This window comes from Anaeromyxobacter sp. PSR-1, from assembly GCF_000964525.1.
Lineage (GTDB): Bacteria > Myxococcota > Myxococcia > Myxococcales > Anaeromyxobacteraceae > Anaeromyxobacter.
Window position 1 is genome coordinate 1 of the sequence record NZ_BAZG01000109.1, and the last position, 13979, is coordinate 13979.

At 76.2% G+C, this 13979-nt stretch carries 11 protein-coding genes and 2 pseudogenes; 3 read left to right on the forward strand and 10 right to left on the reverse strand.

The annotated features are described in order from the left end of the window. Nucleotides 1–1355 (reverse strand): NapC/NirT family cytochrome c (locus PSR1_RS15230; protein WP_059438350.1); only part of this gene is annotated, 1355 nt, incomplete at its 3' end. Nucleotides 1356–1550: 195 nt separating this feature from the next. Here PSR1_RS15230 and PSR1_RS15235 point away from each other — a divergent pair. Continuing rightward, on the forward strand, nt 1551–3455 hold the full coding sequence (locus PSR1_RS15235) for a hypothetical protein (protein ID WP_059438351.1): 1905 nt from the start codon (nt 1551–1553) through the stop codon (nt 3453–3455). A 20-nt stretch (nt 3456–3475) separates the two neighbouring features. Here the strand turns inward: PSR1_RS15235 and PSR1_RS15240 are convergent, their stop codons facing one another. From PSR1_RS15240 to PSR1_RS15250, 3 genes and pseudogenes are all read right to left on the reverse strand, one after another. Further along, a complete protein-coding gene (locus PSR1_RS15240) occupies nt 3476–3712 on the reverse strand; it encodes a hypothetical protein (protein WP_059438352.1) in 237 nt (78 codons plus the stop codon). Between the two features lie 273 nt (nt 3713–3985). Next, nucleotides 3986–4309: pseudogene (gene arr, locus PSR1_RS15245) on the reverse strand (NAD(+)--rifampin ADP-ribosyltransferase); the annotation flags it as partial. 244 nt (nt 4310–4553) lie between these two features. Beyond that, entirely contained in the window at nt 4554–5216 is a 663-nt protein-coding gene (locus PSR1_RS15250; RefSeq protein ID WP_059438354.1) for a MerR family transcriptional regulator, read from the reverse strand. Nucleotides 5217–5382: 166 nt separating this feature from the next. On the opposite strand from PSR1_RS15250, the gene ribA reads away from it, so the two are divergent. Beyond that, nucleotides 5383–6057, forward strand: coding sequence for a GTP cyclohydrolase II (ribA, locus tag PSR1_RS15255; RefSeq protein WP_082100273.1), 675 nt, complete (start codon nt 5383–5385; stop codon nt 6055–6057). Between the two features lie 24 nt (nt 6058–6081). On the opposite strand, the gene PSR1_RS15260 is transcribed toward ribA, so the two are convergent. The 4 genes from PSR1_RS15260 to PSR1_RS15275 all read right to left on the reverse strand — a co-directional run bounded on the left by PSR1_RS15260 (nt 6082) and on the right by PSR1_RS15275 (nt 10191). Beyond that, complete coding sequence (locus PSR1_RS15260; protein WP_059438355.1) at nt 6082–7242, reverse strand: acyl-CoA dehydrogenase family protein; 1161 nt, start codon at nt 7240–7242, stop codon at nt 6082–6084. Nucleotides 7243–7322: 80 nt separating this feature from the next. Next, a complete protein-coding gene (locus PSR1_RS15265; protein ID WP_059438356.1) occupies nt 7323–8465 on the reverse strand; it encodes an acyl-CoA dehydrogenase in 1143 nt (380 codons plus the stop codon). 73 nt (nt 8466–8538) lie between these two features. Beyond that, nucleotides 8539–9321, reverse strand: coding sequence for an enoyl-CoA hydratase-related protein (locus PSR1_RS15270; RefSeq protein WP_059438357.1), 783 nt, complete (start codon nt 9319–9321; stop codon nt 8539–8541). Between the two features lie 12 nt (nt 9322–9333). Then, nucleotides 9334–10191: a 3-hydroxyacyl-CoA dehydrogenase family protein gene (locus PSR1_RS15275; RefSeq protein WP_059438358.1), complete on the reverse strand. Its 858-nt coding sequence runs from the start codon at nt 10189–10191 to the stop codon at nt 9334–9336. Between the two features lie 207 nt (nt 10192–10398). Between PSR1_RS15275 and PSR1_RS15280 the strand changes: the two genes are divergently transcribed. After that, on the forward strand, nt 10399–12522 hold the full coding sequence (locus tag PSR1_RS15280; protein WP_237758015.1) for a PAS domain-containing sensor histidine kinase: 2124 nt from the start codon (nt 10399–10401) through the stop codon (nt 12520–12522). Nucleotides 12523–12624: 102 nt separating this feature from the next. Here the strand turns inward: PSR1_RS15280 and PSR1_RS15285 are convergent, their stop codons facing one another. Together PSR1_RS15285 and PSR1_RS15290 are read right to left on the reverse strand one after the other, a co-directional pair. Then, a complete protein-coding gene (locus PSR1_RS15285) occupies nt 12625–13188 on the reverse strand; it encodes an outer membrane beta-barrel protein (RefSeq protein WP_059438359.1) in 564 nt (187 codons plus the stop codon). A 204-nt stretch (nt 13189–13392) separates the two neighbouring features. Beyond that, nucleotides 13393–13979, reverse strand: a pseudogene (locus tag PSR1_RS15290) (hypothetical protein); the annotation flags it as partial.

Genomic DNA, 13979 nt, shown 5'->3' on the forward strand with positions numbered 1-13979 from the left:
AGCTCGTGGCACAGGTCGCAGTCCGCGCGGATGGCGCGGCCGTCCTCGGTCTCGTGGTCGCCGTCGTGGCAGCGGAGGCACCCGGGCGCAGCCTCGTGGCCGAGGAGCGACGGGTAGGTCCCCCAGCCGATCCGCATCGAGGGCCAGACGTTGCGCGCCCAGGCGTCGCCGAGCTCCTGGGCCGCGCGCTCCACCGCCTCGCGCGGCGCGCCGCCGCCCTCGGGCCCGGCGTAGAACGCGCCGAGCGCCGCGGCGATCCCCGCCCGCGCCGCCTCATGGGACGGGTACTCGGCGCGGAGCGCCTTCAGCGCCTCGCGCCGCGCGAACGGGAGCGCCGCCGCGTCGATGCGCCCCGCCGCCAGCGCGGCGTCCACCTCGTCCTCGGGCGACCGGTACACGTGGGTGGGCCGGTTGTGGCAGTCCACGCAGTCCATCTCCCGCCAGCCAGCCTCGCCGGCGGACGCCTTCGAGCGGAAGGTGGCGCGCGCGCCGTCCGGGCCGGTCAGCTCGACGGTGCCGATCGCGTCGCGCTTCTCGTCGGCGAGGTAGCGGATGCGCACCCCGGGATCCACGTGCCAGTGGATGCCGCGGGTCCGCGCCCCGAGCCCCTGCGCCCCGCCCACGTGCACCACCAGCACGGTCCGGAGCGGCGTGCTGGAGGCGTCGCCCGCGTGCCGCGTGATCACCTTCAGCCGGTCGCCGACCAGCTTGGTGGGCCAGTGGCACTGCTCGCACGTGTCGCGCGCCGGGCGCAGGTTCTGGACCGGCGTGGGGATGGGCCGCGGGTAGAGGTCGAGCGCGACCGACACCACCTGCCAGGCGCCGGAGAGCTTGGACTTCACGAACCAGCTCGCGCCCGGGCCGATGTGGCACTCGACGCAGGCGACCCGCGCGTGCGCCGAGCGCCGGTGCGCGGAGGCCTCCGGGTCCATCACGCTGTGGCACGACCCGCAGAACGCCGGCGAGTCCATCACCTCGAGCCCCTTGTACGAGGCGATGCCGAGCACGAGGAGGTTCACGGTGGTGAGCCCCAGGAACACCAGCAGCCGCCGGCGGGTGCGCGGCTGGTTCAGGTCCATCACCGGCAGCGGCGGCTCCGGCGCGCCCCGGGCCGCGAGGCGCACCAGCCGGCGGCGCTCCAGGGCCGCGCCCACCGGCACGAGGAGCAGCCCCAGCACCAGGAGCCCCGGCAGCAGCAGGTACGCCAGGATGCCCAGGTACGGGCCACCCTCCAGACCGAGCAGGCTGGCGGCGAACAGCACCACCACGAGGACGCCCGAGACCGTGGCCAGCCCGGCGCCGGCGAGGCTCACCGGGTGACGCAGCCAGTCGGTGCCGCGATGGGACGAGGGCATGAGGCGCTCCTGCGCCGCGCGGAATCCGCTGCGCGCGCGCCACTCTAGCGCCGGGCAGGGGCGGGAGGCGCCGCCGGGAGCGCGCCTGCGTCGCTCGGCCGCGGGGCTGCCCCCGTGCTCCCTCGCGGGGCCGTACCGCACTCCAGGTTAACTTCCGGGGGCCGGGCAGGGTACTCAGGGGGAGGAGGGTTCACCATGAGGCCGTGCGCCGCGTCCGCCGTGCGCGCGGCGCCGCTCGCCTTGCTGCTGGCGGCGTGCGCCGGACCGAAGCTCCCCATGACCGCCGCCGGCCTCGCCGAGACCGGATCCCCGGAGGCGCTCGTCGCGTACCTCGGCCAGCCCGGCGCCGACGGACGGGTGTGCGCCCGCGGCGGCGCGGTCCCGGAGGACGTGCGCCGGTCCCGGCGGACGCCCGGCGCGCTCGTGGCCGCGCTCCGCGCCGGCACGGTGCCCGCGCCGCGGTGGGCCGACTGCGTGGAGGCGCTGCTGCCGGCCATGCCCGGCGACCGCGCCTCCGACCTGGTGGACCGGATCCTGGGCGCCGAGGCGGACCTCGTCGAGTCGCCCGAGGTCGAGCGGGACGCGGCGCTCCAGGCGCAGCTGGAGGCGCTGCACCGGATCGCCCTCGAGCGCGCGCCGGACCTGGCCGGCTCGCGGCAGGTCCGCGCGTCCGTGCGGACCGAGCTGCGGCCGCTGCTGGCGGGCGATCGGCTCGGCCCGGTGGCGCGCCCGCGGGCCGAGGCCCTCGCGGCGGCGCTCGAGGCCGAGGAGGGCGAGTGGCAGGGCCGGCCCGTGGACCCGGCCCGGCTCGCGGCGCTGGCCGGGTCGCAGGACGAGGCCGCGCTGCGGCTCCTCGCGCGCCGGCTGCGGGATCCGGGCGCGCGCGCCGGGGCGGAGCGCGCCCTGGTGCAGGTACGGATCGCCGCGTCGCCGTTCCCCGAGGTGAAGGCCCGGGCGGCCGAGGTCGAGGCGGCCGTGCTCCGCGACGGCGCGTACCGGATCTCGCCGCAGGACCACCGGCCGCTCCGCGCGGCGCTCCAGGCGGACCGGATCCCGGCGGCGACGATCCTGGCGCGGCAGTCGCCCGCGGACGGCGCCGCGACGCTGCTCGCCCTGGACGACGGCGGCAGGCCCGGGGTGCTCCCGCCGGTGCACCTCGCCGCTGCGCTCACGGTCGAGGTCGCGGGCCTCTCGCGCCCCATCCGCCCGTGCGCCCCCGGGCGCCCCCTGGATCCCACGCCGTGCCTCGATCCCGCCGCGCTCGCGGTGGACTCACCGTACGCGGCGCTGCGCGGCGCCGACCTGGTGGTGCTCGAGCGCCCGGGGCTCCCGGCGCTGGCCGCGCTCGCCCGGAGCGGCTCCCGGCTCGAGGTGCCGGTCCGGGCCGGCGGCGCGCTCGCCGGGACCGTGAGCTGGCCGGTGCGGTTCGAGCGGCCCGGCGCCTGGGTGCTGGAGGGCCCGAACCCCGGGGCGCCCGGTCCGGACGTGGCCGTGGAGCTCGAGCGCGTGGACGCCGACCGGCTGGTGATCGCCGCGACGTTCTCCGGCGGGCGACGCCTGGCGGTGCTCGAGCGCGCCGACGCGGCGGAGTTCCGCGTGGTGACCCGCGGGGCCTCCGGGTGGGCGGGCCGCGCCGGCAGCCCGGGCCAGGACGGCACCACCGGCACGCGCGGCCAGGACGCCTCGTGCCTGGGCGACTCCGCCGGGACCTCCGGCGGTCCCGGCGGGCCGGGTGAGGACGGGGACGCGGGCGGCGCCGGCCAGCCCGGCGGCCGCGGCGGCGCGGTGCACGTCGCCGTCCGCGCACCGCGCGCGCTCCTCGCCGACACGCTCGCGCTCGCGGGCCGGATCGCGGTGAGCGAGGGCGGCCGCGGGGGACGCGGCGGCCGGGGTGGCGCGGGCGGGCGCGGTGGCGACGGGGGCTCGGGCGGGCGGCCCGCCTCGATGTGCTCGGAGCGCAACCGGAACTACCGCCTGTCCGGCGGGTCCGACGGCCCCCGCGGCCCGAACGGCGCGGCCGGGCCCGACGGTCCCTGGGGCTCGGACGGGCAGCCCGGGCCGGTGCGGATCGAGCCGGCCGCGTCGGCGTCGGTGGACTGAAGGTGCCGCGGACGCGGCGCTCAGGCCTGCGGCTGGAAGGGCCGGCCGTTCACGATCAGCTCGTCGATCTCCAGCCGGTGGATCCGCGCGCGCTTCACCGCGAGCCGCCGGATCACCAGCGCGCCGACCGCGACAGCGCCGAGCGCCAGCGCGCCGACGCTGGTGGCCGCGAGCGCGGTGCCGATGCGGGCGAGCGCCAGCTGCCGGCGCGGCCGCTCGAGCGGCGGGATCCACGAGGTCCTCGAGAGCTTCGCCATGGCGGTCGTCCTCCGGTCGGGGTCGGCTCGAAGGTGAGGCGGCGGGCGCGGGGTTGCAACCGCGCGAAGCGACCGTCCCCCGGCGGACGTCCGGCGCTGGCTGGGGATCGGCCCAGGCTGGAGATCGAATGGGCAGCCGAAGACGATCGCATCTTCGTCCGGCGACCAGGGCGCCACACGGCCACAAGGAAACACGCCGGAGTCCGCGCGAGTCCGATCCCCGCAGGACGGCCGAGACTGAGCCGATCGGGACGGCCGGCGGACGGGTGCGGCTCAATCGTCGATGATCGCGGCGCCGCCCCGGTTCAGCGCCACGAGACCGTCCTTCATCGCCTCGATCTGCTCGGGTGAGTGCCCGCGCCAGGTCGCGAGCTCACCAACGATGCGGAGGGGGGCTCTCGACCGATACGAGCGTGTGGGATTCCCGGGGAACTTCTTGTTGGTCAGGTTCGGATCGTCCTCGAAGGGCCCCGTGGGCTCGACGACGAAGATCCGGCCACGACCGTCGCCGCGCGCCAACTCTGCGCCCCAGGTCGCCGCATCGAGCGTGCCCGCGAAGTACGAAGTCGATCGGGATTGCGGACTTGCCCGATATCCTGGCCAGGAACCCGCAGCATCAGCGAAGCGCCTGCAGCCCAGCGGATCCAGCGAATCCCGCGATCCCCGCCGGACGTCCGATAATATGGATTATGGTAACTAGACGCGGGACCGGGTCGGCGGCCGCGGCGTCGCCTCACACCCGGTGGGCGCGACGCCGTGGAGCTTGGAAGCCATGAGGATCATCGCGCCCCTGCCCGGCGCGGAAGCGCCGGGCATCGAACGGGACCGGAGCGCGGAGCCGTCAGAGATCGGCGCCGCGCTTGGCGGCGGGACGGAGCAGCGGATCGGCGGCGGGATCGTCGTGCTGAGGGTGCGCCGCGACGGCCAGCCCGGGCAGCGGGACATGGGCGTCGCGGGCGTCGCGGGCGTCCCCGGCGCCGAGCGGCCGCGCGGTCCCGTCCGCGGCGGCGTCGTGCGCGTGGTGGTGCTCGGGGTGCTTGCAGCACCCCTCCTGCCGCGCGAGGACCTTCACGATGCGCGGCGCCCGCGCGGCCTCGGCCACGGCGCACGGGCACTGCTCGGCGCCCTCCGACGACAGCCGCTCCTGGATGCTCGCCAGCGCGTCGAGCAGCTCCTTCTTCACCCGCCGCATCCGCTCGAGCCGGCGCTGCGCCTGCTCCAGGTGGCCGGCGAGCACCTGCTGGAACCGGATGGCGAACTCGGCCGCGGTGACGCAGCCGCTGCGCAGCTCCAGCAGCGTGCGGATCTCGCCCAGCGCCAGGCCCAGCTCCCTCAGGTCGGTGATGAGCCGCAGCCGCTCCAGCTCGTCCTCGGTGTACCGCCGGTGCCCCCCGTCGCTGATCTCCGCCGGGCGCAGCAGGCCCTCTTCCTCGTAGAAGCGGATGGTCCGGACGGTGTTCCCCGTCGCTCGGGCGAGGTCCCCTGACGAGAGGTCGGCACTCATGGCGCGAGTCACCTAACCGCGCGAATCGACGATGTCAATGCGCTCACCCGCGCACCTGCCGCACCCCGATTTCGGGAGCGCGTTCGCCTTGACCGGGGTCGCCGCCGGCCATTAAGTGCACCCCCGCTGGCGCACCGTTTCGGCGCGACCCTGAGGAGCATCCGAGATGAGCAACCTGGTGGCGGTCGCCGGCCGCAAGGCGCGCGGGGCCCACGAGGCGACTTCCACGACCGTCGAGCTGTACGCGGACGCCCCGCTGCCCACGGCGCGGGGCCTGTTCCGCGCGGTGGTGTTCCGCGAGCGCCGCAGCGGCGTCGAGCACGTCGCGATGGTGATGGGCGACGTGGCCGGCGAGGCGGTCGCGGTGCGCGTCCACTCGGAGTGCCTCACGAGCGAGGTGCTCGGCTCGCTGAAGTGCGACTGCCGCGCCCAGCTCGACCGCGCGCTCGACCTCATCGCGGCGCGCGGCCGCGGCGCGCTCCTGTACCTGCGCCAGGAAGGCCGCGGCATCGGGCTCGGCAACAAGATCCGCGCCTACGCCCTCCAGGCCCAGGGGCACGACACCTACGAGGCGAACCGGCTGCTCGGGTTCCCCGACGACCTGCGCCGGTACGACGTCGCCGCCGAGATGCTCCGGCTGCTGGGCGTCCGCTCGGTGGAGCTCATCACCAACAACCCGCAGAAGCTCTCCGGGCTGGCCGAGGCCGGCGTCCCGGTGCGCGGCCGGATCCAGCTGCCCTCCCCGGCCAACCCGTTCAACGTGGAGTACCTGCGGGTGAAGCGCGAGCGGACCGGGCACCTCATCCAGACCGACGACGACGGCGCCGCGCGCACCGCCTGATCGCCCGCCCGGCGGCGCGGCGAGCTAGCCGCGCGACGCCCCGTCCTTCAGGAGCTCGCGCGCGATCACCAGCCGCTGGATCTCGCTCGTGCCCTCGTAGATCGTCTGCACCCGCGCGTCGCGGAAGTAGCGCGCCACCGGGAAGTCCTCGGTGTAGCCGACCCCGCCGTGGATCTGCACCGCGCGGCCCACCGCGCGCTGCGCGGCCTCCGAGGCCCACAGCTTCGCCATCGACGCCTCGCGCGTGAACGGCCGCCCGGCCTCCTTGAGCGCCGCCGCGCGGAGCGCCAGCAGCCGCGCCGTGTCGTGCTCCACCGCCATGTCCGCGAGCATGAACGCGACCGCCTGGTGCTCGGCGATGGGGACCCCGAACGCCTGCCGGTCGCGCGCGTAGCGCACGCTCGCGTCGAGCGCGGCGCGGATGGTGCCGGTCGCCTGCGAGGCGATGCCGATGCGCCCGCCGTCCAGGGCCGCGAACGCCACCCGCAGCCCCTGGCCCACCTCGCCGAGCCGCGCCGAGTCCGGGACCTCGCACCCGTCGAACGAGAGCGCCACGGTGGAGCTGGCCCGGATCCCGAGCTTGTCCTCGTGCCGGCCCACCTGCAGCCCGGGGGTGCCCTGCTCGACCAGGAACGCCGTCACCCCGCCCCCGCCGCCGTCCGCCGGCCCGGTGCGCGCCCAGACCACCAGGACCCCGGCCACGTCGCCGCTCGTGATCCACTGCTTGGCGCCGTCGATCACCCAGCGATCCCCGCGGCGGACCGCCCGCGTGCGCATGGCCGCCGCGTCGCTGCCGGCCTGCGGCTCGGAGAGCGCGAACGCGCCGGCCAGCACCTCGGCGGCGGCGAGCCGCGGCAGGTGCCGCCGCTTCTGCTCCTCGGTGCCGAAGCGCGCGACGAGCTCGCCCACCATGTTCGTGACCGCCATGGTCACGGCGGTGGCGCAGTCGGCCGCGGCGATCTCCATGATCGCGAGCGCGTACGCCACCGCGCCGGCCTCCGAGCCGCCGTAGGCGGCGGGGACGTTCACCGCGAGCAGCCCCAGCTCGCCCAGCCCGCGGATCAGGTCCGCCGGGAAGCGCCGCAGCCGGTCGTTCTCGGCCGCGGCCGGCGCGACCCGCTCGCGGGCGAACGCGCGCGCCGTGTCCTGGATCGCACGCTGGGTGTCGTCGAGCTCGAAGTCCATGCAGGGTCCGGATGTGGCTCCGCCCGGCGCGCCCGCGGCGGGCGGGCTGCCGGCGGAGCGCTCGGTCGGGGTGCGGGCGGCTAGCCCTTCAGCACCGAGGCGGAGATCACGAGCCGCTGGATCTCGCTGGTGCCCTCGTAGATCTCGGTGATGCGGCTGTCGCGCCAGTGGCGCTCCACGTCGAACTCCTTCACGTACCCATAGCCGCCGTGGATCTGGATCGCCTTGGAGGTGACGCGCTCGCTCATCTCGGAGGCGAAGAGCTTCGCCATGGCGCTCTCGGCGCTGTGGCGCACGCCGCGGTCCTTGGCGGCGGCGGCGCGGAGCACGAGCAGCCGGGCAGCGTCGATCTCGGTGGCCATGTCGGCGAGCATGAACTGGATGGCCTGGAACTGGGTGATGGGCTGGCCGAACGCCTTGCGCTCCTTCGCGTAGGCGACCGCCTCCTCGAACGCCGCCACCGCGATACCGAGCGCCTGGCCGGCGATGCCGATCCGGCCGCCGTCGAGCGTGCCCATGGCGATCTTGAAGCCGTCGCCCTCCTCGCCGAGCCGGTAGCGCGCCGGGATGGCGCAGCCCTCGAAGAACAGCGAGCAGGAGCCGGAGGCGCGGATGCCCACCTTCTCGTCCGGCTTGCCGCGGCTGAACCCGCGCGCGTCGGTCGGCACCAGGAACGCGCTGATGCCCTTGTGCCGCTTCGCCTTGTCGGTCATGGCGAACACGAGCGCCACGTCCGCCTGCGGCCCGTTGGTGATGAAGTTCTTGGTCCCGTCGAGCACGTACTCGTCGCCGCGCCGGACCGCCACGGTGCGCATCTCGGCCGCGTCCGAGCCGCTCATGGGCTCGGTGAGCGCGAAGCAGCCGAGCTTCTCGCCGCGCGCGAACGGCTCCAGGAACTCCTTCCGCTGCGCGTCGGTGCCGTACTTCAGCACCGGGTCGCAGTAGAGCGAGTTCGACACGCTCATGATGACGCCGGTGCCGGCGCAGCCGCGGGAGATCTCCTCCATCGCCAGCGCGTAGGACACGTTGTCCATCCCGGCCCCGCCCCACTCCGCCGGCACGGCCACGCCCATGAGCCCCATCTCGCCGAGCTGCTTCACGGCGGCGGCGGGGAACTCGTGGTCGCGGTCCCAGCGCCGCGCGTTGGGCCTGAGCTCGCGATCGGCGAACTCCCGACAGAGATCACGGACCTGGCGCTGCTCCTCGGTGAGCTGGATGTCCATGGAACGTCCTTTCTGGAAGGTGCAGCCTCGGCGCGCAGCGTCTCAGGCCACGGCGCCCCGCGTCAACGGTCGGTCAACGCCCGCTCCACTGCGCCGGCCGCTTCTCCAGGAACGCGCGCATTCCCTCCTTCGCGTCCTCGCCGCCGAACAGCGCCGCGAACCCCTGCCGCTCGAGCGCGTTCGCCTCGGAGAGCGCCAGGTCGGCGCCCTGCTGCATCACCTTCTTCGCCTGGGCCACGGCCGCGGGGCCGCGCGAGGCCACCGCGCGCGCCCTGGCCCGCGCGTGCTCGAGCAGCGCAGCCGGCGCCACGACGTCGAGCGCCAGGCCGATGGCCCTGGCGGCGGCGGCGTCCACGCTCTCGCCGGTGAGCACGAGCTCCTTCGCGCGCATCAGCCCCACCCGCCGCGTGAGCCGCTGGGTGCCGCCGAACCCCGGGATGAGCCCGAGGTTCACCTCGGGCTGGCCGAACTTCGCCCGCTCGCTCGCGTAGACGAGGTCGCACGCCAGCGTCAGCTCGCAGCCGCCGCCCAGCGCGAACCCGTTCACCGCCGCGATCGTCACCACCGGCAGCGCCTCGAGCTGCGCGAACACCCGGTGGCCGAGCGCCGCGAACTCGCGCGCCTCCGACGGCCCCATCACCGCCATGGCGGCGATGTCGGCGCCGGCCACGAACGCCTTCTCGCCGGCGCCGGTCACCACCACCGCGCGCACCGCCGGATCCCGGGCGGCCTCGTCCAGCGCCGCGCCCAGCTCCTGCAGCGTGCGCTGGTCGAGCGCGTTGAGCTGCTTCGGGCGGTTCACGGTGAGGGTGCCGATCCCGTCGGCCACCTCCCAGAGCACGTTCTCGTAGGCCATGGCGTCCTCGCGCTAGCCGTAGGTGTAGAAGCCGCGCCCGCTCTTGCGGCCGTTCCAGCCCGCCGCCACGTAGTTCCGCAGCAGCGGCGCGGGCCGGTACTTGTCGTCGCCCAGTTCGCGGTGGAGCACCTCGGCGATGAACAGGCAGGTGTCGAGGCCGATGAAGTCGGCCAGGGTGAGCGGGCCCATGGGGTGGTTCAGGCCGAGCTTCACCGCGGTGTCGATGTCCTCCGGCGAGGCGAGCCCCTCCTGCAGCGCGAAGCAGGCCTCGTTGAGGAGCGGGATCAGGATCCGGTTCACGATGAAGCCGGGCGAGTCCTTGGACGTGACGGTGGTCTTCCCGAAGCGCTTCGCGAGCGCCATCACCGCCTGGTAGGTCTCGTCCGAGGTCTGCAGGCCGCGGATGACCTCGATGAGCTGCATGACCGGCGGCGGGTTCATGAAGTGCATCCCCACGAACCGATCCGGGCGGCGCGTCCCGGCGGCGAGCTTGGTGATCGAGATCGAGCTGGTGTTGGACGCGAGGATGGCCCCCGGCGCCAGCACCGCGTCGAGCCGGCGGAAGAGGTCGGCCTTCACCGCCTCCTGCTCCACCACCGCCTCGATGGCGAGGTCGGCGCCGGCGCAGTCCTCGATCCGGTCCACCGCGCGGATCCGGCCCAGCACCGCCTCGCGCTCGGCCGCCTGGAGCTTCCCCTTCTCCACCAGCTTCGCCAGCGCCGCGCCGAGCCGCTCCACCGCGCGCCGGGCCAGCTCGGGCGTGGCGTCCGCCACCTGCACCGAGAGCCCGGCCTGGGCCGCCACCTGCGCGATGCCCGAGCCCATCTGCCCCGCGCCCACCACCGCCAGCCGCTCGATCCCGCTGCCCATGCTCCCTCCGTCGCTCGGGTGTGGTCCGGCGGTCCTGCGCCGTCGCGGCGCGACCATGCCGGGCTTGTCAGCGAACGTTCGAGCGTGTGACGATCCGGCGCCGAGCGCGAGATCCCAACCGGGGTGCGCGCCGCTTTCATGCTCAGGATCCACCGGGAGATCGCGCGGGACGCGGCTCGGGCCGCCGGGGTTCCGCTGGCCCAGCTCGTGGCCGTCGCGGCTGGGAAGGACGCCGAGGCGGTCACGCTGGCGGTCGAGGGACCTGCCCTCTCCTCCCGAACCCTTCGGGGTCGGATCGCCGCCCTCCTCGCCGCCGCGCCGGGGCACCTGGCGGCGGCGCCGCTCCTCGCCGCGCCCCGGGCATTCCGGCTGACCGCGCCCTGCGAGGCGGCGCTGGCGCGCGCGCTTTGGCCGGACCACGGCCAGCCGCCGGCCTCGACGTCGGTGTTCTTCCGCCTCCAGGCCGGGCCCGGCGAGGCGGTCCTCCTGCGCCTGGTCGCGGCCGGCCGGCTCGACGCGCGCGAGCTGCGCGCGCTCGACGCGGTGGCGCGGCTGGCGGCGGGCCGGCTGGCGGGCGAGAGCTACCGCCGCGAGGCGGCCGGGCGGCGCGCCGCGTACCGCGTCTACCAGGAGGCCGCGGGCGAGCCGATCCTGGTCCTCGACGCGGAGACCGGGCGGCTGCTGGAGGCGAACCAGCGGCTGTCCCAGCTCACCGGCTGGGGCCGCCAGGAGCTGCGCCGCCTCACGCTCGGGCGGCTCCTCGAGCACCCGGCGCTCGACGCGGGCGCGCTGCTGGAGACGCTGTCGGCGGCCGCCACGGCCTCGGTGGACGACGCCCGGCTGCGGCGCCGCCGCGGCGAGCCGGTGCCGGTGGCGCTCACCAGCGCGCGCATCGAGCTGGACGGGCGCCCGGTGCTCCACCTCATCGCCCGCGACGTGAGCCGGGAGCGGCGCGCGCTGGCCGAGCAGCGGGAGGCGCGCGAGCTGCTCGCGGCGCTGCACCTCGCCGGCGCGCACCTCAGCGTCGAGACCGACGAGGAGGCGGTGTACGGCGTGCTGGCGCGCGAGCTCGCGCGGCTCGGCTTCCACTGCGGCGTGCTCGCGCCCGCGCCGGACGGCCCGCCCGCGCTCGCGTGGCGGTTCCTGTCCTTCCCGCTGCCGCTCCGGCGCGCGCTGGACCACGCGCTCGGGACGCCGCTCGCGGAGGTCCGGGTGGATCCGATGGAGGCGCCGCTGCTCCGACGCTGCCTGGCGGAGCGCCGGACCGTGCACACCGACCGCCCGCGCCGCGCCGCCGCCGGGCTGCTCGGCGCCGCGACGCCGCTCCACGTCCGGCGGCTGGCGCGGCTCGTCGCCATCCGGCGGGTGATCCTGGCGCCGCTCCTGCGCGAGGGGCGCGCCGCGGCGGCGCTGGTGGTGGCGGCGCCGCGGGTCCGGCGCAGCGACCCCGAGGCCATCGACGCGTTCGCGCTCCAGGCCTCCATCGCGCTCGACAAGGCGCGCCTGGTGGGCGCGCTCCGCGACGAGCGCGCCCGGCTGGAGAGCGAGGTGGAGCGCCGCACCGCCGAGCTGCGCCGGGCGGTCGCGGCGCTGGAGGCGGCGGACCGGCGGAAGGACAACTTCCTCGCCAACGTCTCGCACGAGCTGCGCACGCCGCTCGTCACCGTGCTCGGGTACGCCGACCTGCTGCTGGCCGACAAGCTGGGCCCGCTCGCGCCGCGCCAGCGGACGGCGCTGCAGGTGGTGGCGAGCAGCGGCCGGCGGCTGCGCGCCTTCATCGAGGAGCTGCTGGAGCTGTCCCGCCACGAGCTGGCGCGGCCGGCCGAGCCGTTCGCGCCCTTCCCGCTCGTGGACGTGATCACGCAGGCGGTGGTGGCGCTCGCGCCGCGCTTCGCAGAGCGCGGGCTGCGGGTCCGGGCGCGGGTGGCGCGGGGGACGCCCGCCGCGCTGGGCCAGCGCGAGCGCGTGCTGCAGGTGCTCGTCAACCTGCTCGGGAACGCCGAGCGCTACGCGCCGGAGGGCTCGGCCATCCACCTCGCGGCCGCGGCGGTCGGGGATCGGGTGGCCGTCTCGGTCACCGACCGCGGGCCCGGCATCCCGGAGGAGCACCAGGCGCTCATCTTCGAGCGCCTGTACCAGGTCCGCGACGACCGCGCCCCGCGCCGCGAGGGCGGCGCGCTCGGGATCGGGCTCGCCATCGCGAAGGGGATCGTGGAGGCGCACGGCGGGGAGATCCGGGTCCGGTCGCGCGTCGGCTGGGGCACGCGCTTCCGCGTCACCCTCCCCGCCGCCGCGGCCGCGCCCGGCGGGCGCGAGCTCGACGCCCCGTGAGCCCCAGGGGCCAGGGAGAAAAGACGGCGCCCGCGCGCTCCCTGGAACGCGCGGGCGCCGGGCTGCGGCGCGGGGGGGAATGCGCCGCCGCCTGAGCCGTGGCTAGAAGCGCACGCCGACGTGACCGGCCAGCTGGAGGTCGATCCGGGTGGTCGAGTCGCGCTCGCCGGCGAGGCCGTCGTACGCGCTCATGGTGTCGCGGGCGGTGACGCCGACGACGATCGGGCCGCGCTCCACGTTCGCACCGAGCTCGCTGTACCAGACGAAGTCGGTCTCGGAGTCCACGTTCAGATCGCGGAACTCGTAGGTGCGGGCGCCGAGGCCGACGCCGACGAACGGCTTCAGCGTCCAGTCGGCCGTGATCGCGATGGGGTACTGGCCCTGCAGGCCGACGTCGTACTGGAACAGGTCGAGCTTGGCGTCGCCGTACTGCTTCGCCTCGGTGGGCGACCACGCGAACGAGCCGACCACGGCGACGTACGGGTGGACGTCGTACTTGAGCTTGAGGCCGAGCAGGAACGCGTCCTTGAGCGTGTCGCGCTGGTCGCCCAGGCCCAGGTAGGCGCCGGCGTACGGCGAGATCTCGAACCGGCGCGTGGGCTCCTGCGCCTGCGCGGTGCCTGCGATGCCGACGAGGGCGGCGACGACGATGAGCAGCTTCTTCATGGTGATCTTCCTTCCTTGAGAGACGCTGGCCGGGCCGGGCCCTCCGTGGGCGGGCCGCGCCGGCGCGTCCTCCCGCATTGCATCCGTCGCGCCGAGCCGGATCCGCGCGGAATGCCGCGATCTCCGGCGCCAGAGCCGCCCGACGCGTCGGGGGATGGACAGCGCCCTGTCGGCGCGCTGAACAGGCCGGCTCCGCGCGCGCGATCAGGCGCCGGCGAGCGCGCGCCGGAGCGCGGCCTCGGCGCCGGCGCGCGCGCCGTTCCGCCGCACCCGCTCCTCCGCGTCGAGCGCGCCGTCGTCCGCGGCGAGCGACCAGCGCGCCAGCTCCAGCGCCGCGCGGCACACCCGGTAGAACGGCAGCAGCCCCGGCGGCGCGCCCGGCGCAGCGGCCCGCACCCGCTCCGCCAGCGCCTGGCCCTCGGACGGCGCGAGGCCGAGCGCGAGCTCGGCGCCGGCGACGTCCCAGAGCGCGTCCTGGCAGCCGGCCAGGCCGTGGTCCGCGTGGTGGTCGAGCGCGTCCGCCTTCACCAGCGCGCCGTCGCGGCACACCAGCCAGTCCCAGGCGTCGGCGGTCCCGTCCACCGCGACCGGCCGCGCCGCCCGCACCACCTCCGGCAGCCGCGCCGCCGCCGCCTCCAGCCCGCGCCGCGCCTCGCCCCCGAGCGCCTCGAGCGCGTTCGCGCGGGCCGCCTCGAGCAGCGCCCCCGGCCCGGCGCCGTCCTCCGGCGCGGCGGGGAACGCCCGCGCCACGAACGCGAGGTGCCGCCCCACCGCGTCGAGGCAGCACCGGC